Annotated in this window: 17 protein-coding genes; 5 read left to right on the top strand and 12 right to left on the bottom strand. The window is 48.2% G+C overall.

All coding sequences use genetic code 11. The annotated features are described in order from the left end of the window. Window positions 1–155 precede the first annotated feature (155 nt). Window positions 156–1,343 carry a glycoside hydrolase family 57 gene (locus WJM45_RS06715; protein WP_341328196.1) on the top strand — a complete coding sequence of 396 codons (1,188 nt, stop codon included), beginning with the start codon at window positions 156–158 and terminating at the stop codon, window positions 1,341–1,343. 547 nt (window positions 1,344–1,890) lie between these two features. Beyond that, a complete protein-coding gene (locus tag WJM45_RS06710; RefSeq protein ID WP_341328195.1) occupies window positions 1,891–3,354 on the top strand; it encodes a glycosyl hydrolase family 57 in 1,464 nt (487 codons plus the stop codon). A 473-nt stretch (window positions 3,355–3,827) separates the two neighbouring features. Here the strand turns inward: WJM45_RS06710 and WJM45_RS06705 are convergent, their stop codons facing one another. The 5 genes from WJM45_RS06705 to WJM45_RS06685 form a co-directional block, all read right to left on the bottom strand. Then, entirely contained in the window at window positions 3,828–4,433 is a 606-nt protein-coding gene (locus WJM45_RS06705; protein ID WP_341328194.1) for an alpha-ketoglutarate-dependent dioxygenase AlkB, read from the bottom strand. 33 nt (window positions 4,434–4,466) lie between these two features. Next, a complete protein-coding gene (locus tag WJM45_RS06700) occupies window positions 4,467–6,845 on the bottom strand; it encodes an EAL domain-containing protein (RefSeq protein ID WP_341328193.1) in 2,379 nt (792 codons plus the stop codon). A gap of 92 nt (window positions 6,846–6,937) precedes the next feature. Continuing rightward, window positions 6,938–8,239 (bottom strand): M18 family aminopeptidase, encoded by a 1,302-nt coding sequence (locus WJM45_RS06695; RefSeq protein WP_341328192.1) that lies wholly within the window; start codon window positions 8,237–8,239, stop codon window positions 6,938–6,940. After that, complete coding sequence (gene msrB / locus WJM45_RS06690) at window positions 8,236–8,625, bottom strand: peptide-methionine (R)-S-oxide reductase MsrB (protein ID WP_341328191.1); 390 nt, start codon at window positions 8,623–8,625, stop codon at window positions 8,236–8,238. The genes WJM45_RS06695 and msrB overlap by 4 nt, the downstream gene beginning before the upstream one ends. Further along, window positions 8,622–9,146: an O-acetyl-ADP-ribose deacetylase gene (locus WJM45_RS06685; protein ID WP_341328190.1), complete on the bottom strand. Its 525-nt coding sequence runs from the start codon at window positions 9,144–9,146 to the stop codon at window positions 8,622–8,624. Before WJM45_RS06685 ends, msrB begins: the two co-directional genes overlap by 4 nt. A 102-nt stretch (window positions 9,147–9,248) precedes the next feature. Here WJM45_RS06685 and WJM45_RS06680 point away from each other — a divergent pair, with 102 nt between their 5' ends. Then, complete coding sequence (locus tag WJM45_RS06680; protein WP_341328189.1) at window positions 9,249–9,512, top strand: OadG family protein; 264 nt, start codon at window positions 9,249–9,251, stop codon at window positions 9,510–9,512. 713 nt (window positions 9,513–10,225) lie between these two features. Here WJM45_RS06680 and WJM45_RS06675 read toward each other — a convergent pair. The 5 genes from WJM45_RS06675 to WJM45_RS06655 all read right to left on the bottom strand — a co-directional run bounded on the left by WJM45_RS06675 (window position 10,226) and on the right by WJM45_RS06655 (window position 18,105). Then, window positions 10,226–11,497 carry an O-antigen ligase family protein gene (locus WJM45_RS06675; RefSeq protein WP_341328188.1) on the bottom strand — a complete coding sequence of 424 codons (1,272 nt, stop codon included), beginning with the start codon at window positions 11,495–11,497 and terminating at the stop codon, window positions 10,226–10,228. A 378-nt stretch (window positions 11,498–11,875) separates the two neighbouring features. Further along, window positions 11,876–12,796: a branched-chain amino acid transaminase gene (locus WJM45_RS06670; protein WP_341328187.1), complete on the bottom strand. Its 921-nt coding sequence runs from the start codon at window positions 12,794–12,796 to the stop codon at window positions 11,876–11,878. A gap of 37 nt (window positions 12,797–12,833) precedes the next feature. Then, a complete protein-coding gene (glnE, locus tag WJM45_RS06665; RefSeq protein ID WP_341328186.1) occupies window positions 12,834–15,704 on the bottom strand; it encodes a bifunctional [glutamate--ammonia ligase]-adenylyl-L-tyrosine phosphorylase/[glutamate--ammonia-ligase] adenylyltransferase in 2,871 nt (956 codons plus the stop codon). Between the two features lie 707 nt (window positions 15,705–16,411). Next, window positions 16,412–17,176: an ABC transporter permease gene (locus WJM45_RS06660; RefSeq protein ID WP_341328185.1), complete on the bottom strand. Its 765-nt coding sequence runs from the start codon at window positions 17,174–17,176 to the stop codon at window positions 16,412–16,414. Beyond that, window positions 17,173–18,105, bottom strand: a complete 933-nt coding sequence (locus WJM45_RS06655) for an ABC transporter ATP-binding protein (protein ID WP_341328184.1) — start codon at window positions 18,103–18,105, stop codon at window positions 17,173–17,175. The genes WJM45_RS06660 and WJM45_RS06655 overlap by 4 nt, the downstream gene beginning before the upstream one ends. Window positions 18,106–18,267: 162 nt before the next feature. Here WJM45_RS06655 and WJM45_RS06650 point away from each other — a divergent pair, with 162 nt between their 5' ends. Together WJM45_RS06650 and WJM45_RS06645 are read left to right on the top strand one after the other, a co-directional pair. After that, a complete protein-coding gene (locus WJM45_RS06650; RefSeq protein WP_341328183.1) occupies window positions 18,268–19,767 on the top strand; it encodes a Ppx/GppA phosphatase family protein in 1,500 nt (499 codons plus the stop codon). A gap of 358 nt (window positions 19,768–20,125) precedes the next feature. Continuing rightward, window positions 20,126–21,376 carry a hypothetical protein gene (locus WJM45_RS06645; RefSeq protein WP_341328182.1) on the top strand — a complete coding sequence of 417 codons (1,251 nt, stop codon included), beginning with the start codon at window positions 20,126–20,128 and terminating at the stop codon, window positions 21,374–21,376. A 418-nt stretch (window positions 21,377–21,794) separates the two neighbouring features. Here the strand turns inward: WJM45_RS06645 and WJM45_RS06640 are convergent, their stop codons facing one another. Then, window positions 21,795–22,799, bottom strand: coding sequence for a cytochrome-c peroxidase (locus WJM45_RS06640; protein ID WP_341328181.1), 1,005 nt, complete (start codon window positions 22,797–22,799; stop codon window positions 21,795–21,797). A gap of 185 nt (window positions 22,800–22,984) precedes the next feature. After that, window positions 22,985–23,467, bottom strand: a complete 483-nt coding sequence (locus WJM45_RS06635) for a flavin reductase family protein (protein ID WP_341328180.1) — start codon at window positions 23,465–23,467, stop codon at window positions 22,985–22,987. Window positions 23,468–24,532: the final 1,065 nt, after the last annotated feature.

Raw genomic sequence — 24,532 nt, 5'->3', positions numbered from 1 at the left:
GGATAGCCGCCGTCAAGCCTACATGGACGTATTCACGGCGTCCTGTCAAGCGAGCTACCGAACCGCCCGAAAGCCTACTACTTGAATAAGATATTTTGTGCAGATTCCTTAGTCAAATCAATTAACGGTCACACCACTTTTTAACGGTTACGCTTATGATCCATCATGCCCTAGCCTTACATTTTCACCAACCCGCCGGTAACCTTGAGTTTCTTTGGGAACATGAGCCCTGGGAAGCGGAAAAAATTCTCTTTGCGCTTGACCGGATTCCGAGAACGCTTTGGCCATATCAAGGCTTGGGTAAAGTTCATATCTCATTATCGGGAACTTTACTCGAAACTCTGTCGAACCCGTCTTTCCAGCAGCTCGTATACGGGAAAGTCGACTGCGGTACGTTGCTATGGTATCTCCAAAATGAAGAGATCATCCGAGTACTCGGCTCCGCTTATTACCACCCCGTTCTGCCGCTGATACCCGTAGCCGATCGCGAGCCTCAGGTGGAACGCTGGCAGGGCATAGGAAAACACCTCTTCAACCGCGAGAAATTTCCGGGTTTTTGGCCCCCGGAAATGGGCTTCACGATGGAGTTGATTCCACTACTCAAACGATTCGGCTATAAATATGTTTTTGTCGATAGCGAACATGTGGAAGCATTAACACCGATGAGCTGGGAAGAATTGCATTATCGGCCTCACATAGCCCGTAACGGCAACGATAGCATCGTAGTGATCGTCAGAGACAGAGATCTATCGAACGCTCAAGAGTCCGGGATGGACTACGGGTGGTTTAGCCGCGAGGTTCACGATAGAACGCGTTGGTGCGATTTTGAACCGTTAGTCACAACCTGCTCCGATGGCGACAATGGCGGATGGTTCCGCGATACCTCGCCTCATAACAACTTCTGGGGCGTATTCTATCAAGAGTTCATGACGCAAGCCCAAAACGGCACCGACAATATTCGTCCCGTATTTGTGGAAGATTATTTGGAAAAGCACGGGACCTATGGCGAAGTGTATGTCCGCCCCGGCGCTTGGAATACCGGCTGGCATCACGGTCGCGACTTTCAACAATGGACCGGCTCGCAAGCTCAAAAAGACGCCTTGGCTCGTGTGCATGCGATCAGCAAAATCGTTCACGAAACCCACTGGCAGGCTTCAGAACAACCAGAGATCGACTCTAAACTGGAGGATTTACAAGAATCCACGATGTGGCACTTACTTCGCTCGGAAACCAGTTGCAACTTCTATTGGGGAGAAGCCTGGGTTCATCGTTGTCATGAAGACCTTAACGACTGCGTAACGACCTTGGAAGCCATACACGAACTTATTGCCAACCCGAAATGATTGATTAAGATCACACATAAAATTAATTTTGATCAGCAAGAACATTAAGCCGATTGCCAAGAATAAACCTACCCAATTGACACAGGATTTTTGTTCGACTACAACATCCGGAAAGGAGCCTAGAGTCGCGCTCTGTAACCTTTTCCGGCTTGCAGTAGTATACCTTTCGCACTTCAAATTTCGGCATTGTCGGAGGAGGCCTTGGGGTGCTCGGTAAAGGCTTTGCCAGCATGGAGCTGGCATAGAGCCTACATGGACGTATTTACGGCGTCCTTTGGCGGGCACCCCAAGGCCGAATTTTCATCTACGAAGGGTATAACTAGGCCGAAAGACCAATTTGTTGAGTATTTTTTCGTCGGAAGTCGCTTAAACCAACGTTTATCGTTGATACTTCACCCCCTTCATCCCTATCGGCCGGATGCCGTCGTCAAGCTTTCAAGGAAGTCAAAGCCCATTGCTATCCACGATGCCGCCCCGGCAGCCTATGCCCGAGCGACAATTAACGCATAAATAATCTAACGTAAACTCAACCAATGAGGAATCTCAAATGGATCAACTTCCGGAATATATCGATGAATTTCCCAATTTTTGCGGCGCCGAAGAGCAAGTCTTGAAAACCGTCCGACAAGGACGTCGTCAAGAATTCTATCGAGAAGCCGGCAAAATAGACTTCAACAATACTCGCGCCGCCTGCGCGATTGCACTACACATGCATCAACCGTTGATTCCTGCGGGCGGCGACGACTTGTCGACCGCAGCCATTATCAGCAATCTGCAATATATGATGGAACACCCCGATATCGGCGACAATCACAATGCCGGCGCGTTCCATTATTGCTACAAACGGATAGGCGAATTTATCCCGCAATTAATCAGTGAAGGCAAAAACCCTCGCGCGATGCTGGAATATTCCGGTACGCTGTTCCACGGCCTGCGCAAGATGGGGCTTCACGATGTTTTCGATACGCTCAAAACCGTCACTTGCAATCCCGAATTCAATCACGCGGTCGAATGGTTAGGCGCGCCATGGGGACATGCCGTCGCCCCGTCGACACCGGTTCAGGATTTTCGTTTACACGTATTGGCGTGGCAACAGCATTTCGCGGCTATTTTCGGTTGGCAAGCCTTGGAACGCGTCAGAGGCTTTTCGCCATCGGAAATGGCATTGCCCAATCACCCGGATGTCGCTTATGAATTCGTTAAAACCCTTGTCGATTGCGGTTATCAATGGGTGCTCGTGCAAGAACATAGCGTCGAACTTCCCGAAGACGGCAGTCACCCGCGTCAGCCGCATTTACCGCATCGCCTGGTTTGCACCAACTCTGCCGGCGAAACCGCGAGCATTATCGCCATTGTTAAGACACAGGGTTCCGATACCAAACTGGTAGCGCAAATGCAGCCTTGGTATGAAGCGCAAAGCCTATCGACGCTAACGCTAGCCGGACACAAGGTACCGCCATTAGTAACGCAAATCGCCGACGGCGAAAACGGCGGCGTCATGATGAACGAGTTTCCCGCCAAGTTCATGGAAGTCGCTAGAGAATCTTCTTGGAGCGACGTGCCTATGATGAATGCCAGCGAATACCTGGAGCATCTTTGGTCGATCGGCATAAAAGAAGATGACTTGCCGGCGATTCAACCGGTTTTTCAACGGGCTATTTGGCAGCGGATGAAGCCGGGAGAAGGCTCGGATCGCCTAGCTAAAGTCATCGAAGAAATCAAAGGCGAAGACCATCGATTTCATATGGATGGCGGCAGTTGGACCAACGACTTGTCCTGGGTCCACGGTTATGAAAACGTGCTGGGACCGATGGAAGAAATCAGCTCGTTGTTCAATGAAAAAGTCATTAAGAAGAAAATACCGAGTTCCGATGCGCGTTATCGTAACGCTCTGTTCCATTTATTGTCATCGCAAACCAGTTGTTATCGTTACTGGGGTCAAGGCCAATGGACCGACTACGGACGGGAAATTTGCCGGCGCGCAAAAAATGTATTGGAATACGATTTTTGATCTTTCAACCTAGAAAGAGCAGTTGGCATGTGTTGTATACCCGCCGAATTTCACGCTGTTTCCCAAGCTCCAGCTCTCATCGTTATACATTTACCTTTTTCCTCGTTCCCACCGCTCCAGCGTGGAAATACATGCTGATCTTGCCTCGGCTGACAAGGTATGGGTTCCCACGGAGGACCGTGGGAACCAGAAAACAGAACTTGGAAGCGGTGCTGTTTGATAAATCTGCGGATATTGGACATCAGTGGCTTCGAAATCGCGACGAAGGCGTCGCTCCCACAAGGGGCCGGAGGCTCTGTGGGAGCGATCCCCAGATCGCGATTTCGAAGTCGGGCACGTTGGGCGACAAAAAATGGTATCGAGGTCTCATTGGCTAAGATTGCAAAAGGGTAATTTTTGACTTATGTATAATGATGAGAGCTCCAGCTTGGGAAACAGCGGACAACGCGCCTCCTCGCGATTTGAATTTTATTTTAAAAACCCCTGATTTTCCTAAACGTCAAATTGATCCGAGGTGATTTCAATTGCCCGGTTTTAGGAATGGCATGGCGCCAATGGTGCTGAAGCGAGCCGGCCATGATCAATAAATCCCCATTCCCCAACACCAAGTCCAGCTTCTCCTTGGATTTGTTATGAACCAGTCTGAACAGCCGCTCACCCCCCAAACTCAACGAAGCGATCGCAGGATTCATTCCCAGTTCTTTTTCGTTATCGGCATGGTAACCCATCGAGTCCTGTCCGCTTCGATATAGATTCGCCAGTACGCTATTGAAAGTATATGCAAAATCCGATTGGATTCGTTGCCGCATCGCATGCAGCTCGACCGTCCAAGGCAATGGCTCATGCTTGACGCCGGAATAGGAATAAACCGCTTCAGGATCGCCGTACCAGCAAGTCAAACGCGGCACGTTAACCGGCTTACCGAACATCCATATCGTCTCTTCTCGCCAAGCTAGCCTATCGAGCAATATCGCAAACAGTTTGTCCGCTTCGTCGGACGAATAATATTGCTTGAGCAAAAAAACCTCGCCATCCCGAGGCGCTAAATTTTTGAGGGCGGACGAGTCGAATAACGGCATTTGTTTGACGAAATGAAAACCCGGTAATCGGGGCTATTGAGCCTTAGCGGCTAAATTGATCAACCGAAGGTCTTTTAATAATACCGGCTTGCCGATTCCGTAACCTTGCGCGTAATCGACACCCAACTCACTCAGCATGTGCAAAATACGCTCGTTTTCGACGAACTCGGCAATTGTTTTCTTACCCATCACATGACCGACCTCATTGATAGATCGGACCATCGCCAAATCGACCTCATCGTCAACAATGTCCTTGACGAATAAACCGTCGATCTTGAGAAAATCCACCGGTAAATTTTTCAAGTAGGCAAATGACGACAAACCGCTACCGAAGTCATCCAACGAAAAAAAACTGCCCCGCTCTCTCAGTAAATGTATCGCACGCGTAGCATTCGATAAATTGGCAATCGCGGCAGTTTCGGTGATTTCGAAACAGATTTTATCGGTCGGAATTTCCCACTGTTTAAATTGATTGGAAATATATTCCAACATCGTTTCATCGGATAACGATAATCCTGAAAGATTAACCGAACATAACGACATCTTATCGATAAATTCGGGCCGCATCGCCAACCATTCGAACAACGAAGCAATCACCCACTTATCCAAGGCGGCCGCCAAATTATAACGTTCCGCGGCCGGTAAAAAAGCGCCGGGCGGTATGATATGATCGGCGTCGTCTTGATATCGAATCAAAGTTTCAAAATGCAAACCTTCATTGTTATGGCCGATAGGCACGATCGGCTGTCCGTACAAACGGAATTGTTGATTTGCGATGCCTCGCTGAATTTTCTCGACCCACTGCATTTCTCCCTGCCTGGAAGCCAATTCCTGATCGTTCGGTCGAAAAAGATGTACTCGGTTACGGCCTTTTTCCTTGGCCGCATAACAGGCCGCATCGGCATCCTTAAGCGATTCGGTGCTATTGCCGCTGATACTGTTGATACCGGCAATGCCGATACTAACGCCGATCGAAAAAGTTCTATCTTCCCAAGCAAATCGAAACTCCTGTATTGCCTTTCGAATTTTTTCACAGGTAATCGCGGCCTGCGTCAACAAACAACCTTTCATCAAAATACCGAACTCGTCTCCGCCCAAACGCGCCAATAAATCGTCTTGCCGGATTTGACTTTTGATCAAAACGCTTAATTGTTTCAAAAGTTCATCTCCGGCCACATGACCGCAAGTATCGTTGACAACCTTAAATTGATCTAAATCGAGATAGCATAAGGCATATTCGGTTCTCGAGTTACGCGCTGAACGCAAGGTCTGTTGTATTTGTTTATCGAATTCGGTTCGATTAAGCAGACCGGTCAAGCTATCGTGTTGCGCTTGGTAGGTTATTTGCTCGGATAATTTACGCGCCTCGGTTATATCCTCGCATACCAATAAAATATTCATTTTATTTTGAACTTGAATCACCCGCGCCGCACCTCTGACCCAAATAATACTATTGTCCTGACAAATCATACGAACTTCGATTTTATTGACCCGGAGCGGATCCTTCACACAAAGTTCAAACATCTCTTCCATCAACGAGCGGTCGTCAAAGTGAATGAAATTAAAAATCAACTCGCCTTGCAAGCGCCGATCGCTATGAATTAATTGTCTCGCTCCGAATTTATTGACGGAAATAATGCATCCGTCCGGATCGACATTAAAAATAATCGTCGGGTTATCGTCATAAAGCAGCAAATAGCGATTTTTCGCCTCTATCAGCGCTTTATTCTGCGTTTGTACAGTCTCGATCATCGCATTGAAGGTATCGGCTAACACCCCCAACTCGTCGTCCGCAAACTTTGTTGCCCGCAACGAATAATTCCTTCCAACATCGATTTTCTTTACGGTATCAAGCAAATGATTGATCGGTGCGACGATGAATCGAGACAGTTGAATTTTCAATAGTAGCGTCAACAAAATACTTGCCAATACCGTGATCGAGAACCAACGGAATAAATGAATCCGCTCCCAAAATAAGGCCGATACATCACCTACGAGATATACCAAACCGACAGTCTCCTTATTGACTTTGATCGGAGTACGGGCAATCGTTTGAAACCAATGATATTCTTCTATCTTATGAAATTCCGGGCATTGTTTCGAACCGTTTAAACTCGAAAAAACATTCCCCTGACTATCATAAACACACGCCAATTTGATGGCATTCAGCCGACTAACGGTTTTTAATTCCTGCTCGATAGCCCCATGCCGATTCAGTGACATGGCTATTGCGCTGCGCTCGCTAATCGTTTCGGCAGCTGAAAGCAATTGAGTGGAAGCAGTCTGCTTTATAGAGAGCAGTTCAGAAAATGCCCACAACAGAAAAATGCATAAGCCGAGACAAAGAGCGGCGAAAAATGTCGCCATAGAAATTTTATGTTCAAGCGACAAGCTACGTATCGAGCGCATCATAATGGATTATATTGTTTGACAGCGCTGATGCCATGACTTTTCCAACTCATCCTCAAGGCAAATTTCAATCGAGAAATTCGACCCTAGCCGAATCAATATTGAAAAAAACATTTGAACGCATCGATCATGTAACCGTGATCCAAAACACCGGCGCTTTCGCGAATACTGTGCATCGCCCACATCGGATTACCGACATCGACCGTACGGAGACCCAATTTGGCTGACGTCATCGGGCCGATGGTGCTACCGCAAGGCAAATCGCTTCGGTGAGAATATTTTTGATACGGTACGCCGGCCCGCTCGCACCAGCCCGCGAACATCGCCTCGGAAACGCTATCCGAGGCGTAGCGTCGATTGGCATTGACTTTAATAACGGGCCCCTTGTTGACCAGTACCTTATGATCGGGCTCGTAGAACATCGGAAAATTGGGTTGATAGGCATGCGCCATATCCGCGCTGATCATGAAACTCTGCGTCAATGCGCGTTGATAGTCCTCGCCTTGCAATCCGAAGTTCGATGCAATCCGGCCCAATAAGTCCGGTAGGAAACTGCCGTCGGCGCCTTTGCAAGTCGTGCTGCCGATTTCTTCATGATCGAAAAACGCGCATACCAAAGTTTTACCCGATGTCAGCACGGTTTCGTCCAACAAGGCCGTCAACGCGGCATGACAAGAGGCCAGATTATCCAGCTGGCTGTCCGCGTAGAATTCATTATCCGCCCCCCAAAACGCACCTTTCTGCGTATCGTAGACGTTTAATTCGAAAGCCAGCAATTGCTCCGCCCTGATATCGGAGACTTGTTCGAGTAATTCCGAAAAATAGGCCGGCGGCAACTGTTGTTCGGCGAACAACGAAAGTATTAACGGCAGCTCGAGTTGTTTGTTTAATTTCAAGCCGTCTTCATTGACCCCTCGATTCATATGAATCGCCAAATTAGGCAAGCGCAACAACGACCGCTTGAAATCGATCAACTCAGTATGTATGCCATCGCCGGACTTGTAGCTAACTCGGCCCGCCAAACTCAAATCCCGATCGGTAAACGTAGCCAGAATCGGTCCGCCGTACACTTCGACGCCGACTCTGATATAGCCATCCAATAAATTCGCGGCATTCGGCTTGACTCGAAGCCCTGGGGAGTCGGTATGCGCACCGATAATCTTGAAACCGGTTTCATCGAGCGGTTGATGCCCTTGTACAAACACAACGACCGAGGAATCGTCTCGAACGACATAGTAGCGCCCGCCGGGTTCCAGGGACCATTTAGCAGTCTCGTCCAGCTTGACGAAACCGTAAGGCAGCAAGGCTTGTTCAACCGTGCTTACGGCATGCCACGGGCTTGGGCTCGTATCGATAAAATCCAGTAATTGTTGAACCTGCAGACGTGAATCAATCATTTCTTTTTCAACTCCAATGCCGCCGAATTGATGCAATAACGAAGGCCGGTCGGTTCGGGGCCGTCTTCGAAAACATGGCCTAAATGCGCATGACATGACTTGCATGTCACTTCGACACGGCGCATGCCATGACTGCTATCCTCCGATTGAGTCAGGCTGTCGGCGGAAAAGACATCCCAAAAACTGGGCCAACCCGAACCGGAATTGTATTTAGTATCGGAATCGAAAAGCGGATTACCGCAGCAAACGCAATGATAAATCCCCTCCTCCTTACAATCGGTATACTTTCCGGTGAACGGCGGCTCGGTCCCTTTATTCCAACAGATGTTGTACTGTTCCGGCGTCAGTTTTTCACGTAATTCTCGATCTTGTTTCGGCTCCGTCATAACACACCTTTAATGCGGTTAAATTGCTCATGATAAGCCTTAAGCACCGGTTCGGCAAAACAGACCAAGTAAACCGTTTCCAAGTCGACACAATTTTGCAAATGATCGGTTATCGAATTGATTGCTATTGCTGCAGCCTGGTCCACTGGATAGCCGTATACGCCGCACGAAATCGCAGGAAAGGCAATCGACCTGAAGCCTTGTTCGGCTGCGATATCCATACAAGATCGATAGCAAGAAGCCAACAGTTGCGCCTCATCGTTGTCGCCTCCCGACCATACCGGCCCGACGGTATGAATCACGAATCGGGCCGGTAATCGAAAGCCGGACGTTATTTTTGCCTGACCGACCCGACAGCCATTGAGTTTTTTACAAGCTTCGAGCAATTCCGGACCCGCGGCACGATGAATCGCGCCATCGACGCCTCCACCGCCCAGTAACGAAACATTAGCCGCGTTGACGATCGCGTCGACCTTCAGCTGAGTAATATTATCCTGGATAATTTTTATCGCTGCCGTCATATTGGTCTCCGAATAATTTAACGCTAAAACTTTGTCCGCGCCGTGTCGCTTGGCCTTATGATACAATTTTGCAATCGTAACTTTATAGATAAATTACAAACTATGACTGAAATATTAATCAGGGGCGGTGAGTTAATGGCGATAGGCATGGGAATTGTATTTCTGTTCCTTGCGATGTTGATTTTTGCCGTCAACTCGATGTCGACACTCATCGCGCGCTTTATCGATGGACCGGCAATTAATGCAGAAAATACTAAACCCGCCCCCGCACCTTCTCAAGGGGACATCGATCCCAGTCTAATTGCCGCTATTTCATCCGCGGTTCATCAATATCGCAATAAAGGCCCTCAATCCACTCTTTCTTGATTGAAAAGCGTCTCATTATTTAAAGGTACGTGATATGCCTGCCGATCTCGCCTCGGCAATTGCTCCGGCATTGCCCTACACCCTTATATAACAAAAAATATATGCTGTTACCCAAGCTCCAGCTCTCCAGCAATTCCCAATTTGAGGATAAAAAAAGGCTATGTTCGCGTTAGCAGTTGAAACGGTTCTCTTTCCTACTAAATAAACCCTTTAGGAAAGAGTTAATGATTGCTTTCCAATACACTGAGCGTGGATGAGGGTACGATTACTCGCTTGACAGGACGCCGTAAATACATCCATGTAGGCTTGACGGCGGCTTTCCCTGCCGCCGACACCTGTCAATCGAGCAACCGTACCCTCCTTTCAACCATTAGCGCGATATTGAAAAAAGGAAAGTTATTCAGAGTTGTACCTGGGGGTTCATGTTGGTTTTAAGTTCAAAAGCACTAACTATTAACGCGAACACACCCTAAATTGCGAAAATATGTTCAAACTGGGAATTACTGCCAGCTCTCATCGTTATACATAAATTGTAGGGTACGCTGCGCGTACCAAAACCGTGCCCTAGCGGTTCGGTTGGCACAGGAATATCGCGGGGTTACCATGGTACGCACAGCGTACCCTACACGGTTCGTCTAGCGTTAGGTGATCCGCTAATGTTAAGTGACAATAAATGGTATCGAGGTTTTATTGGTTAATGACTTATGTATACTTTAATGCCCTATCGTTTTCGTTTTAGTCGATGTTGTGTTTTGGTAGCGGTATTCCGCAGCAAATGCAATAAAAAGCAGCATCCATAACCAGGCAATTGACCGAACACCATGGAATTCCCAATGCATATTGAAAGGCAACATTATCGCACCGGCCGCCAACCAGAACGGAAAAGTCTTGGTTTCATGCCAAACCGAAACCGCGGCTTTCCAAAAAACCAAGCCAAAAGCGATTAGATAAGCAACAAAACCGATAATACCGGTCACCATCAATACATCCAGCCCGTAAAAATGAGCATGTCCGAAAGGAATAGACGTATAGCCTCTCTGAAAACCCAAGTCGCCCAATGCTTTAACTCCGACACCGGTAACCGGGGCGTCGAGAAATAATTGCCAGGCGCCCTGCCATGCCTCGATTCTCAATGAAGTCGCCGTATTAATGGCTTCCGGATCGGTCGATAAGCCTCTCAAGGTTTGTTCAAGCCGGTTTTTCAGCTTATCTGAAATCAACATACTTGTGCCGATTGATACGGCCAATATCAGAAAAATTTGCCCAATGGTTTTAATATCGCGACGCCGTAAGAGTATCACGGCATATACAAACCACACGACCAGTAATGTCAACCAAGCGGAACGGCTACCCGATAACAAGACGACCGCAAAATATGGCGCTAATAATAGCCAATGCCAATTTTGCCCTGAACGCAATGATAAGCGGCGACCCGCTTCAATCAAAAACGGCGACAAATGAGCAAAGACAATGCCGATTCTAATCTTAGGATGAAAAATCCCGGTCAATCGATAGCCGTTATAAGGCCACCCAAAAAGATTATGACCAACGAAATATTGAATCAACGCATCGAATGTCCAAAACATCAAGATCGCGGCAATTCCGTAAAACAAAAAATCGGAGCTGAAACTTTTCGCGAAACGGCGAATCACATAGACCCCGGCTACTGCATACAACACAAAATACAATGCAGTGATGAGTGTTTTATCAATCTTATAGGCGCTAACACTAGCAATCACTAACGGTATCGTAAGCAATAAGGCGACACTCGCATAAAGCGATAAATTCGGTAGACTCCGAATACCTTCCCGATAAAAGCCGTTCAGGCTAAGCAACAGTAAAATAATAACCGGCAAATAAAAGCTTTCGCCAAACGGCTGCACAAGCACGAAAAGAATGACCAGCAGTTCGACATGACGGCGCATAAGCCAATCCCGCCAAAATGGAGTTGGCGGCGAATCTTTATAACGGTTTTCTAGTTTCATAAGAATATGAATAGATCAAGATAACAAGATTAAATGGCCGCAAAGCGTGGGAACGAGGGTCACCCGCCATTCCGGCATGGGCTAGCGGAATCCGGCGTCATGAATGACAAGCTTTTCTGGTTCCCACGGTCCTCCGTGGGAACCCATACCTTGGCCGCCGAGGCAAGATCGGCATGCATTCCTTCGCAGAGCGTGGGAACGAGGGTCACCCGCCATTCCGGCATGGGCTAGCGGAATCCGGCGTCATGGATGACAAGCTTTTCTGGTTCCCACGGTCCTCCGTGGGAACCCATACCTTGGCCGCCGAGGCAAGATCGGCATGCATTCCTTCGCAGAGCGTGGGAACGGTAGTAAATAGGGAAGTTATACAGCCATATCCTAAACGTAACTCAACCACTCCTGATGGTCGGGGCGTCTGCCATGCACATAATCGAAATACAGCGTTTGCAATTTTTCGGTTATTGGCCCTCTCGCACCGTTACCGATGGACCGACCGTCCAATTCGCGAATCGGCGTCACTTCGGCGGCCGAACCCGTGAAGAAGGCTTCGTCGGCGACATAAATTTCGTCGCGCGTGATACGTTTTTCAGACACCTCAAAGCCCTGCTCTCTCGCAATCGTTATTACCGTATCGCGGGTGATGCCTTCGAGTGCCGACGTAGTTTCCGGAGTATAAATTTTACCGTTACGAACGATAAACAAGTTTTCACCGCTACCTTCCGCCGCAAAACCTTCGTGATCGAGTAATAAAGCTTCGTCATAACCGGTCGCCAAAGCTTCCTGGAGAGCCAAGATCGAGTTGATATAATTGCCGTTAGCCTTGGCCTTGCACATCGTACTGTTGACATGATTACGCGTATAAGAAGATGTCCTGACACGAATGCCTCGCTCCATGTTTTCGACGCCGAGATAAGCCCCCCATTGCCAGGCCGCGATCATGACATGCACTTGCAAGTTATCGGCTCGAAGCCCCATGCCTTCCGAACCGTAAAAACACATGCTCCTGATATAGGCGGTTTCCAATTTATTCTTGGAAACAGCTTCGCAGTGCGCTTGATTGAGCTCTTCCTTGCCGTAAGGTATCGTCATGTTGAGAATTTTTGCGGAACGAAACAACCGGTCGGTATGTTCGGCCAATCTAAAAATCGCCGTGTCTTGCTCGGTCTTATAAGCGCGTAAACCCTCGAAAACGCCGGCGCCGTAATGCAGCGTATGCGTCAACACATGGACTTTGGCCTCCCGCCATTCCACCCATTTGCCGTCCAGCCAAATCAGCCCGTCTCTATCGTCCATCGTCATTATCGTGTCTCCACTTCAACTTGAAAAATGCTTGTCATTAATCCATCACCTGTTGCCATATACGTTCCACTTGAGCTCTCGATTGCGCAAAACTTTCTTCCGAAGCCACGGCTTTATCGCCTTGCAGTGCTTGTTTGTGACCGTAGTCGCGATAGCAGCAATAAGCCTGTTTGAGCTGCTCGGTCACCGCCTCCGATAAAGTCCCGATTTGCGCCAACCCGTCCAACAAACGGATATTATCGGTATAGGTTACCAAGGACTCGTTGGCTGCCGCCTGATCTAAAACGCAGAATTGTACTATAAACTCAATATCCGCAATACCACCTTTGCTTTGTTTTAAGTCGAACTCGCCTGCTTTGGTCGTATCCAGATTTTCACGCATTTTTTCGCGCATGTCGCGCACTTCTTTTTTCAAGACATAATGATCCCGGGGGATGCATAGAATTCGTTTGCGAATCGCTTCGAACTCGGTTTTTATCGTCGGGTCGCCGGCGATGAAGCGCCCTCTAACTAAGGCTTGATGTTCCCAAGTCCAAGCATTATCGCGCAGATAGTCCTCGTAAACATCGACATGATTGACCAGTAAGCCGGCATTGCCGCTTGGCCGTAGACGCATATCGACTTCATACAAAATTCCGGACAACAAACGCGTATTGAGCATCTGCATGACTTTTTGCCCGAGCCGCCCGTAAAAATGCGAACAACTGATCGGTTTAGCGCCGTCGGTCAGCGCATGCGTATCCTTGCTGTCGTACAAAAACACCATATCGAGGTCGGACCCGTAGCCAAGCTCGATGCCGCCCAATTTACCGAAACCCAACACGCCGAAGCCGATCGAAACATTATCGGTATTCGGCGGAGCGCCGTGCTTGTCGGTCATGATCCGCCAACATAGCGCAACGGTATGCTCGACAATGGTTTCGGCGATATAGGTCAAATAATCGCTGACCACCATGATAGGGATAATGCCCATGATATCTGCGGCGGCCACCCTAAGCAGATTGATATGCTTAAACTTGCGCAGCACCATCATCAATTGCTCGGTATCTTCAATGTTGGCGTCGGCCAGCATCTCGGCAAGTTCGGCTTGCAAGGCTTGCTTTTTCAGAGGTTCGTACAACGAACGGGTATCGAGCAACTCGTCGAATAACACCGGATAGTGAGCCAAATAATCGCAAATCCACGGGCTTGCCGCCGACAGTTTGACCAATTGCGTCAGCGCTTCGGGATTTTCATAGAGCAACGATAAGTAAACATTACGTCCCGCTACCGCTTCGAATAAACGCAAAATACGCTTCAAGGTTTCATCCGGATTTTCGACTTGCCGCACCGACTCCAGCAGTTGCGGCATCAATCGGTCCAGCACGGCCGCTCCTTTCGCGGTGAGCCGCTTGACGGCCGGCGATTTCTTGAATTCACGTATTTGAAGCAACATTTCTTCGGCGCTGCCAAACCCTAAATCCACCAATTGCGAACAAAGCTCTTCATCGTCCGCATGCGCCGCCCAAATCGATTCGGCCTCGAGATTTCTTTTATCTTGTTTGGACAGCGAAAACACCAGATCGAATTCGTCATGAACTTGCCTGCGAATATCATCCAACTTCGCCTTGAAACCCGGCCAGTCCGAAAAATCCATCGAATACGCCAGGATGAGTTGAGCCTGGGGATCTTGCGGCAAATCGTGAGTTTGCCGGTCTTGATATTGCTGAATGTGATTTTCAGCTTCGCGAAGAAATCGATAATGACCGATCAATTGCTCGGCATCGCCCGGCGCCAATAACGCCATCTCGCCTAGCCTCTGTAAAACTTCGACGATACGTCGATTTTGCAAAGACTTTTCCTGGCCGCCGCGGATTAATTGAAAAGCTTGTCCGATAAATTCGATTTCGCGTATGCCGCCGGGACCGAGTTTAATATTGTCGAGCCTGTCCTTGCGCTGCAACTCTTGTGTGATTTTATACTTTAACGAACGCAGCTCCTCGAATGCGCCGTAATCGAGATAACGGCGATACACGAATGCATGCAGCATCTTCATCAATTGCGGACCGGTGTATGCGTCACCGGCAACCTGACGGGCTTTGATCATTGCATAGCGTTCCCATTCGCGCGCCTGGGTCAGATAATAATTTTCCATGCCGTCGAAGGTCATGATCACAGGACCGCTATCGCCAAACGGCCGAAGCCTGATATCGGTTCTGAACACGAAGCCGTCGGCAGTGGTTTCATCCAATATTTTGACCAGCTTCCGACAAATTTTGCTAAAAAATTCGCCATACGTGGTTTGTTTTCTATCGTTTAAAACCCCGTCTTCGGCGAACGCGAAAATCAAATCGATATCGGAAGAATAGTTCAGCTCATAGGCGCCGAGTTTGCCCATGCCGAGCACCACCATTTGCTGGGCTTGGCCGTTTGCCAGCATTGGCGTGCCGAATTTATCGCAGGCTTGCCGGTATAAAAAATCCAAGACATAACGAATGCAAGCTTCAGCCAGCCATGTCAATTCATGCAAGGTTTCTTCGAGCGTCGCCCAACCGGCCAGATCGCGCCAGGCAATACGAACCATTTCCCGATTACGCAAGCGTCGCAGCGATACCATCAATCCGGCTTCGTTCTCATCCGTCAACCTTGTTAGTTTGTCGGCATACTGCGTCTCGGCATAAGCCTTAAACAACTCGTCCGACTCGATCAAATCGCACAACATTTCGGGACGGCGAATGCAACTATCGGCCACGAACAGGCTCGATGTCCAAACCTTAATCCACGAATTCAATAAGGGTTCGGGATAATCCGGTACAGCATCCCATAATGCGGTTTGCTCATCCCATTGCTGCAATTTTGCCCGCACGCTTTCAACAAGCTCTAAAGGCAAAGTTTGTAATTGCGATTGAAGTCGGTCGATTAAAGTCATAAATAGTCGAAGAATTGAATAAGGCGGATGTACAAGAGCTTTTTATCCTACTCCTTTTTGATCGAAAAACCGTCTATAAACAAAAGGCGTGGAGTATGTCTATCGAGGAACGCCGTCATCACATACATTTACCTGATTACTTAGAATGTTCAGCCAATTTGACTTAACTCAGGGGCGCCCGCCTAGGTCCCGTTAGGCCGCGCCGAGCACTGGCGATTTTGCCGAGAATAGCCCGCTAGGGGAGCGGCAAGGATGCCGCTCGTTTTCGGAGGGCTAGGGATAGCCCTTCCGAAAACCCTCGGCAAAATCGTCAGCGCGCAGGATACAGCGGCCTCCGGGTGTCTTTTCTTTTGGATACTTTTCTTTGGACAAGCAAAGAAAAGTATCGCGGTTGTCGGTCCGCGAACCGACTCCATATAAGCGTCGCGATAGCGACACAAAGCCTACTTCGGACTTCAAATAGGCTGAAGTTTAAACGTAATCGGGTACATTTATATTCCTTGACGGTTTTTCAATCAAAAGGAAGTAACTTCAAATTTACACGAACACAGCCTAATTGTGAGTATTCAGTTCCCCGGCCATTCTCGTTCCCACGCTCTGCGTGGGAATACCTGAGTACCGCTCCAGCGGTACGAGACGCTAGAGCGTCTCGGGCTGCATTCCCACGCTGGAGCGTGGGAACGATAGGGGGATGTGAATAATTACGCCTAATTTTTTATGCCGACGCCTTTATGCAACAAATACAGACTGAATAGCGCGAGAAAAACGATAAAACCGCCGGTTATCGCAAATGCTATTTGAATATCGACATCGGTGACGTTGATCAGGCCGTAACGAAACGCATTGATCATATAGAGTATCGGATTACCCAACGAAATTTTCTGCCAGATGCCGGGCAGCATCGATACCGAATAAAACACGCCGCCGAGATAGCTTAGCGGCGTCAACACAAAACTGGGAATAATCGCAATATCGTCGAAGCTCTCGGCAAATACCGCATTGATAAAGCCGGCCAACGCAAACAAAGTTGCGGTCAACAGGAATACGGCGACAGTAACCCAAGGATGCGCGACATCGATTTGAGTAAACAACAATGAAATCGCAGCGACCACCAAACCGACCATGATGCCTCTAACAATACCGCCGCAAACGTAACCGGCCAAGATCACCCAATTCGGAACCGGCGCCACTAACAATTCCTCGATATGGCGCTGAAATTTAGTCGAATAAAACGAAGACACGACATTCGCATAAGAATGACTAATCACCGACATTAAAATGATTCCAGGTACGATGTATTCCATATAACTGGCCCCATCGATCGGGCCGATACGATCGCCGATCAACTTACCGAAGATCAAAAAATACAATGCGGTCGTCACGGCCGGCGGCAAGAGTGTTTGCGGCCAAATTCGCGTAAACCGGCGCACTTCTTTGACCACGATGGTTTTGAATGCAATGGCGCTATTCATTTGGCGGCTCCTTGCTGCTTAGTCGAATCGATCAGATCCATAAACAATTGTTCAAGCCGATTCGATTTATTTTTGAGACTAGCGACCTGAATGTTTTGTTCGGACAGCAACGCAAACAATTTATTCAGCCCCTCTTCTTTCGGCACCCCGACATCCAACGAAAAATCGGATAGGCGTTCGATGTGATATCCAGGTATCGCCGGCGTCGATACCTGTGGGGCGGCCAGGTCCAAAACGAAATGATTAACATGCAAACGGGCCAATAAACCGGCCATATCGGAATGCTCGACAATACGCCCATGATTGATGATGGCAATATTGCGGCACAGACTTTCGGCTTCCTCCAGATAATGTGTCGTTAAAATGATCGTCGTGCCCTGCCGGTTGACTTCCTGCATCATTTCCCACATAGAACGCCTGATTTCGATATCGACACCGGCGGTCGGCTCGTCCAAGACCAACAACTTTGGCGAATGCACCATCGCTCTGGCAATCATCAATCGTCGTTTCATGCCCCCTGACAGACGCCTAGAAACATCGGTGCGTTTATCCCATAAATCCATTTGCTTCAGACAAGTTTCGGTGCGACGAATCGCTTCTTTCCGCGGCATGCCGTAATAACCGGCCTGATTGAGCACAATTTGCTGCGGCGTTTCGAATTGATTGAAGTTAATCTCTTGCGGCACGATACCGATACAGCTTTTCGCGAGATCGCGTTGTTTGCTTAAATCATAATCGAATATCGTCACATCACCGCTAGTTGCGGTGACTAGAGAACTGATAATACCGATTGTGGTAGATTTACCGGCGCCGTTCGGCCCAAGCAGCGCAAAAAAGTCGCCGGCTTGAACATCCAGATCGATGCCTTGCAACGCCTGAAAACCGTTATTATAAATTTTAGTAAGATTACGAATGGATAGGGCATTCATCGGAAAAGTAAGACTTAACGCAAACCAGCAAATAAGTTAAATTAAGCGCCTGCTCGACGTATATGACGATACGCGCGTTCGGCGTCGATATTTCGATTTGGCAGAAAAACCGTGCAATTCTATCAGAAACCCAACCTTTTCGCCGACTAAACTGGAAAGACAGTGCCTCAAAAAATACCCGAAATCGTAGCCGCCGTGGACCTCGGTTCCAACAGTTTCCATATGATCGTATGCAGCCTGAAAGACGGCAAAATGCATATTATCGACCGAATCAAAGAAATGGTCCGATTGGCGTCCGGCCTCGATAAAAAAAATCATTTGGATTTGATCACCCAAAAAAGAGCGCTCGAATGTCTCGAGCGATTCGGTCAACGCATTGGCAATCTTCCCTCCGAAAGCGTTCGTTGCGTCGGCACCAGCACCTTACGCAACGCGACGAATTCACGACAATTCATTCTCAAGGCAGAGCGCGCTTTAGGCCACCCGATTCATGTCATTTCCGGCGTCGAAGAAGCGCGCTTGATTTATCAAGGTGTCGCCTACAGCTTAAGCAGCAGCGCCACCAAACGATTCGTAATGGACATCGGCGGAGGCAGCACCGAATATATCATCGGCACCGACGATAAACCGCGTATCAAGGAAAGCTTGAATATGGGCTGCGTGTCGGTCAGCAACTTGTTTTTCCCGGACGGAAAACTGTCCGTACAAGCGGTCAATGACGCACTGCTGTTTGCCCAGCAAAAACTCGATCCGCACCAAAAAAGTTACAACCATAAGAATTGGGATGAAGCGATCGGCGCTTCGGGTAGTTTAAGAGCCATTCAAAAGGTTCTGGAAGCGACCGGTTGGAGCAATAACGGCATTACCTTGGAAGGCCTCGACAAACTCATGGAGCGCATCAAGTCGGTTAAGCATATCAATGAATTGAATTTACCGGAACTCGACCCGGAACGCTTGCCGGTATTCCCTGGCGGCGCCGTGATCGTCGCCGCAACCTTCAAAGCCTTGGGCATCGAACAAATGACGGTATCCGACGGCGCATTACGCGAAGGCCTGGTCCATGACTTATTGGGGCGCATCTATAACCGGGACATCCGTTCCGATACGGTGCGCATGCTATGCGATCGCTATCACACCGATCAAGCTCATGCCGACCGCATCAAAAAAACATTACATACGATGCTGAAACAAATCGAACTTTTCCGGGACGACGATAACAAAGAAAACGGCATCAACTTTTTGGATTGGGCTGCCGACCTACATGAAATGGGCCGCGACATCGCTCACAGCCAATACCATAAACATGGCGCCTATATTATCGCGAATGCCGACCTGGCGGGCTTTTCTAAACAGGATCAAGCTATAGTGTCGGTTTTAATTAAATCGCATCGCAGAAAATTTTCAATGAAACGCTTCGAAGGACTGTCCGAACCGTGGCAACACTATGCGCCGTGCATGACAATATTGTTGAGACTTGCGATATTGCTCCACCGCAATCGTAATGACATTGAATTACCCGAATTTTCAATAAAAATCGTTAAATCCAAACTGAAATTAACCTTCCCTGAAGGTTGGCTCGACCAGTCGCCGCTGACCCGTGCCGATTTAAACAAAGAGGCCGATTATTTAAAGGCAGCCGGATTCAAACTATCCTCTTTCTAAGGAACATGCGCAAAATAACAATTACAAGTATTAAGCTTTGCGGCGCTTCGCTTGACAGGACAGCGTGACGGCGGCTATCGATTACCAGGGATGGCATGAATGCAGATTTTGCATTACGCCATGGATGGCGTGTATTAGGGCAATGCAGGGCAGAAAAATGTTCCTGCATTTTCTGCATTCATTACATCCATGTAACTCAGCAATTGCCGTGGAGCAAAAATCTGCAAGCGCCATGGATGGCGTGAATGCAGATTTTGCAGGAGCAAAAATCTGCCCTGCCGCCGACACCTGTCAATCGAGCCACCAAGCCTCCTTTCAACAGTTGTCAAAGTTGTTTCATGCTCGTCGCTAACTTTTAATGTTACTGCTTACTCGTTTTTTATTCGCTTTCTTCACTGCGCCGCCGGTACTTTTGGCCATAGTCATGCTGTATGCCGTAGAACCCGAACCTTCGGTTCGAGCCGATTGGCAAATGAATGACGAGGATGTCGAACGGGCCAAACAAATTTTCGAAGGCAGCCCGGTTAGCGACAACATCAGAACCATCGAGCTGAACGAACGGGATTTGAACATAGCGTTGAACTACATTCTCGATAACTATCTAAACAGCAATTCAATACTGACACTCGATGATACATCGATCGGTTTTAAAATATCGCTGCACTTACCGAAGAATCTTTTCGGCAATTATCTTAACCTGCAGTTCAACTTAGCCAAGACGAACGGCTCGACACACATTCACTCATTAAAGATCGGGCGCGTCGATGTCGCCGACGAACTTGCCGGATGGCTAATTAAGAAAACGATCAAATACGCCCACCTGAAACAACACTATATTTTGGTAACCGAGCAAATTCTGGATTTTCATTTCGACAAAGAAAGCCTGAGACTCACCTATATCACCGACCCCGCTTTCGCAGAACACACAGCCGATTTATTACATCGCGCCAAAGACCGTCAATCGATGATCTTTTATCAACAAAAACTGACCGAAGTAATCAATACTCACGACCCTGACTGGCTTTTATCGCTCGCGGATCTAATTCAACCGCTGTTTAAACTCGCCTACCAACGATCGAGCCTCAAGACGGCCATCAAGGAAAACCGGATCGTGATTTTTACGATCAACAGCTATGTCAACAAACATGAAACAATGCCTTATCTGCCAAGAAACATCATTGCCAAGCCGCACACTGAATATCCGGTATTTTTATATCGAAGAATCGATCTAGCAAAGCATTTCATCGCATCGGCAACGCTAACGGCGACCGGCGGCGGTCATTTGGCGAATATGATAGGAATGGAGAAAGAATTGAGCGACGCAAGAAGCGGCAGCGGGTTTAGTTTTGTCGATTTGGCCGGCAACCGGGCCGGCATGCGTTTCGGCCAATTTGCCGTATCGAGTCCGGAAAATGCACGCCGTCTGCAGCAGGCGATGGCTGAAATTAAAGACTACACGGCGTTCATGCCGGATGTCAGGGATTTTCCGGAAAACCTTGACCGTTCCGCATTCAAAAAACAATACGGATCGGTTTACAGTCCGAAATATCAGGAAATGTTGATGGTGATCGATAAGCGTATCGATCAACTGGAGATCTATCAGGATTAGGATTTCGTGAAAAATAACTTCCTGGAGCTATGAGTCTTGTAGCGGGTTCGGTAACTCGCTTGACAGGACGCCGTGAATACGTCCGTGTAGGCTTGACGGCGGCTTTCCCTGCCGCCGACACCTGTCAATCGAGCAACCGAACCTGCTTACCGCGTATTAAAAATAGGGAAGTTATTTATGACCGAATTCTTAGCGAACGTCTAGCGCACCGCGCTAGACGGCCGGATTAAATAAACCTAAATTCGGCAGTTCAACCATGAAGCACATGAAGCTCATAAAGTATTTCAATAGATTACCTAAACATTGCAGCTAACCTTTCGGGTGAGCGAAAGTTGTTCATAAACGAATGACAAGTTATTGAGTTAACTTCTTATTCTTCATGATCTTCATGGTGAAATGCTTTTTCTAGGATAAAAGCTTATTTGGCTACACGTCCCGGAGTACCCGGTAAAGTCGGCATGCTTTGTTTAGGAAATTGACCCGTCAATCCATTCAAGAATGCAACGATATCTTCAATATCCTCGTCAGGTAAATCTTTGTCCAACTGCAATTTACCCATCAATTTAACGGCTTTCTCCAAAGTATCGACCGAACCGTTATGGAAATAAGGCGCGGTTAACGCTACATTGCGCAAAGTCGGTACTTTCCACATATGTTCGTCTTCCGGGTTATTGGTAACTTCGGCGCGGCCTTTGTCTTTTTTGAATTTATATTGCGCTTCAAAATAACCGTTACTGTTCACAGGGAATTTTTGATAAGTGCCTGCACCGTTAAAAGCCGGCCCGCTATGACAAGCCGTGCAACCCAACTCGACCGCTTTGTTCATGCCGCGAACTTGTTGCTCGGTGAGCGCCGACTTGTCGCCATTGGCATATTTGTCATAAGGACTGTTCGGAGTAATCAACGTTCTTTCATAAGCGGCGATCGCCTTAGTGGCATTTTCTTGGTTGATCGAATTTTCACCAAAAGCTTTGGTAAACGCTTCCTGATAACCTTCTATGGTTTTCAAGCGGGCAACCACATCGTCCCAGCTTTTCATGCCCATTTCGATAGGATTGGTTACAGGGCCTGCCGCTTGGTCTTCGAGACTCGCCGCGCGGCCGTCCCAAAATTGAACTTTGTTGAAAGCCGCATTCCAAACGGTCGGCGCGCTTCTGCCGCCGGTTTGGCCGTTTACGCCCATGGAATTCGGACGATTGTCCTCGCCGCCGAGCATGGTGTTGTGACAAGAAGCACACGACACAGTACCCGTTGAAGACAAGCGAGGGTCATGATAAAGCATTTGACCTAATGCCACTTTTTCAGCAGTCGTTGGGTTATCGGCAGGCTCCGGCGCCTTCGTGGGTAATGCCTCCAAAGCATAGGCGCCCGATACGGAACCGGCTAAAAGCAGAGCTGTCACCAGCGAACGAATTTTAAACATACTATCCTCCTAATTATTATTAAACGACGAGAGTCGATCGGTATAGCCGGAAAATCAATTCGCCATGAATGATCGAACCGGCTTTGCACACTGCACACGAATTGTATGCCAAGCAATCATTTAGGTAAAACCGAAATCGCTACATCGCGCCAACCGCATAACGTAGCGCGCTCAATACCTTAACCTTATTCCGTCAAATTGCGATAAGCCGAACGGAAATAAAGCAACGGAGAACCTGATCGGCACACGACATCCTGTACTTCCCCAACCATGATCCAATGAGTGCCCGCTTTAACTTTTTCGACGACCTTGCATTCCAGACTGGCAAGACAATCGTTTAAAATCGGCATGCCGCAAATGCCTTTTTCCCATGATACATTCGCAAAACGCTCTTCTTGACTGGCGCCGCCGGCAAATTGATTGGAAACCTCTTCTTGTTCCGCAGTGAGAATATTGACCGCAAAATGCCGGCTTTCTTCAATACCGTCTCCGGTATCCGCATTTTCATTGATACAAACCAAAATTTGCGGCGGCTCCAGCGAAACGCTGCAAAAAGAAGTCGCCGTCATGCCTTGCGTGCCGTAGCGTTCGGTATTTGTTGTAATAACCGTCACGCCGCTCGCCCAAAGTTGCAGAGCGTTTTTAAATTCATTTGCCTCAACAGCCATTTTTTCTTTGTATCCTTTTTAAGTGATTGGACAGATGCCGATTGAACATAAGGCCGAACATTATAGGATAAATTGTTTTGATGTTGAAAAACTTAGTCGGTTTTCGAAACAACATGCCAACGAAACGTTACAAATATAAACCCAAAAAATGGCTAAGTGACAAGCCTTGCAGGGTGCGCTATGCGTACCATGACACTTATAAGTAGTCATTTTCGTGGACTGACTATCGGATTACTGTGAAAGTTCGCGGATTCGGACTCTGTATTGCTGTTTCCCAAGCTCTGTTTGGGAATAAGCAAACCTGTAGCCCGTATGCAGCGTCAGCGGAATACGGGGCAGGCATGGCTTCGAAAGCCCCGGATTGCGCGAGCTTCATCCGGGCTACGCAGTTTTTCTGGTTCCCACGGTCCTCCGTGGGAACCCATACCTTGTCAGCCGAGGCAAGATCGGTATGCATTCCCACGCTGGAGCGGTGGAACGAGGAAAACGGTAATTTTTGACTTATGTATAACGATGAGAGCTCTGCTTGGGAAGGAGTAAGCCTGTAGCCTGTATGCAGCGTCAGCGGAATACGGGGCAGGCATGGCTTCGAAAGCCCCGGATTGCGCGAGCTCCATCCGGGCTACGCAGTTTTTCTGGTTCCCACGGTCCTCCGTGGGAACCCATACCTTGTCAGCCGAGGCAAGATCGGTATGCATTCCCACGCTGGAGCGGTGGAACGAGGAAAACGGTAATTTTTGACTTATGTATAACGATGAGAGCTCTGCTTGGGAAGGAGCAAGCCTGTAGCCCGTATGCAGCGTCAGCGGAATACGGCGCAGGCATGGCTTCGAAAGCCCCGGATTGCGCGAGCTCCATCCGGGCTACGCAGTTGAACTTTCATTTACCGGGGCGATGACCGGGCCTTCATGAACATTAGATTGAACCTAGAAAAAGCATTTCACCATGAAGATCATGAAGAATAGGAAGTTAATTCAATAGCTTATTACGCGTTTGTATAGAACTTTCGCTCACCAAAAAGGTTAGCGAGAAGGATTTGGTAAGTTCTTGGAATCCTTCATGAAC

It is taken from the genome of Methylotuvimicrobium sp. KM2 (genome assembly GCF_038051925.1).
GTDB lineage: Bacteria > Pseudomonadota > Gammaproteobacteria > Methylococcales > Methylomonadaceae > Methylotuvimicrobium.
The sequence above is the reverse complement of the archived record's forward strand: the minus strand, read 5'-3'. Positions and strand labels throughout refer to the sequence as shown.

Bases quoted from the DNA above. Each gene is read 5' to 3' on its own strand.
- WJM45_RS06715 (WP_341328196.1), top strand. From the start codon at position 156: ATGATCCATCATGCCCTAGCCTTACATTTTCACCAACCCGCCGGTAAC.
- WJM45_RS06710 (WP_341328195.1), top strand. From the start codon at position 1,891: ATGGATCAACTTCCGGAATATATCGATGAATTTCCCAATTTTTGCGGC.
- WJM45_RS06705 (WP_341328194.1), bottom strand. From the start codon at position 4,433: ATGCCGTTATTCGACTCGTCCGCCCTCAAAAATTTAGCGCCTCGGGAT.
- WJM45_RS06700 (WP_341328193.1), bottom strand. From the start codon at position 6,845: ATGATGCGCTCGATACGTAGCTTGTCGCTTGAACATAAAATTTCTATG.
- WJM45_RS06695 (WP_341328192.1), bottom strand. From the start codon at position 8,239: ATGATTGATTCACGTCTGCAGGTTCAACAATTACTGGATTTTATCGAT.
- msrB (WP_341328191.1), bottom strand. From the start codon at position 8,625: ATGACGGAGCCGAAACAAGATCGAGAATTACGTGAAAAACTGACGCCG.
- WJM45_RS06685 (WP_341328190.1), bottom strand. From the start codon at position 9,146: ATGACGGCAGCGATAAAAATTATCCAGGATAATATTACTCAGCTGAAG.
- WJM45_RS06680 (WP_341328189.1), top strand. From the start codon at position 9,249: ATGACTGAAATATTAATCAGGGGCGGTGAGTTAATGGCGATAGGCATG.
- WJM45_RS06675 (WP_341328188.1), bottom strand. From the start codon at position 11,497: ATGAAACTAGAAAACCGTTATAAAGATTCGCCGCCAACTCCATTTTGG.
- WJM45_RS06670 (WP_341328187.1), bottom strand. From the start codon at position 12,796: ATGACGATGGACGATAGAGACGGGCTGATTTGGCTGGACGGCAAATGG.
- glnE (WP_341328186.1), bottom strand. From the start codon at position 15,704: ATGACTTTAATCGACCGACTTCAATCGCAATTACAAACTTTGCCTTTA.
- WJM45_RS06660 (WP_341328185.1), bottom strand. From the start codon at position 17,176: ATGAATAGCGCCATTGCATTCAAAACCATCGTGGTCAAAGAAGTGCGC.
- WJM45_RS06655 (WP_341328184.1), bottom strand. From the start codon at position 18,105: ATGAATGCCCTATCCATTCGTAATCTTACTAAAATTTATAATAACGGT.
- WJM45_RS06645 (WP_341328182.1), top strand. From the start codon at position 20,126: ATGTTACTGCTTACTCGTTTTTTATTCGCTTTCTTCACTGCGCCGCCG.
- WJM45_RS06640 (WP_341328181.1), bottom strand. From the start codon at position 22,799: ATGTTTAAAATTCGTTCGCTGGTGACAGCTCTGCTTTTAGCCGGTTCC.
- WJM45_RS06635 (WP_341328180.1), bottom strand. From the start codon at position 23,467: ATGGCTGTTGAGGCAAATGAATTTAAAAACGCTCTGCAACTTTGGGCG.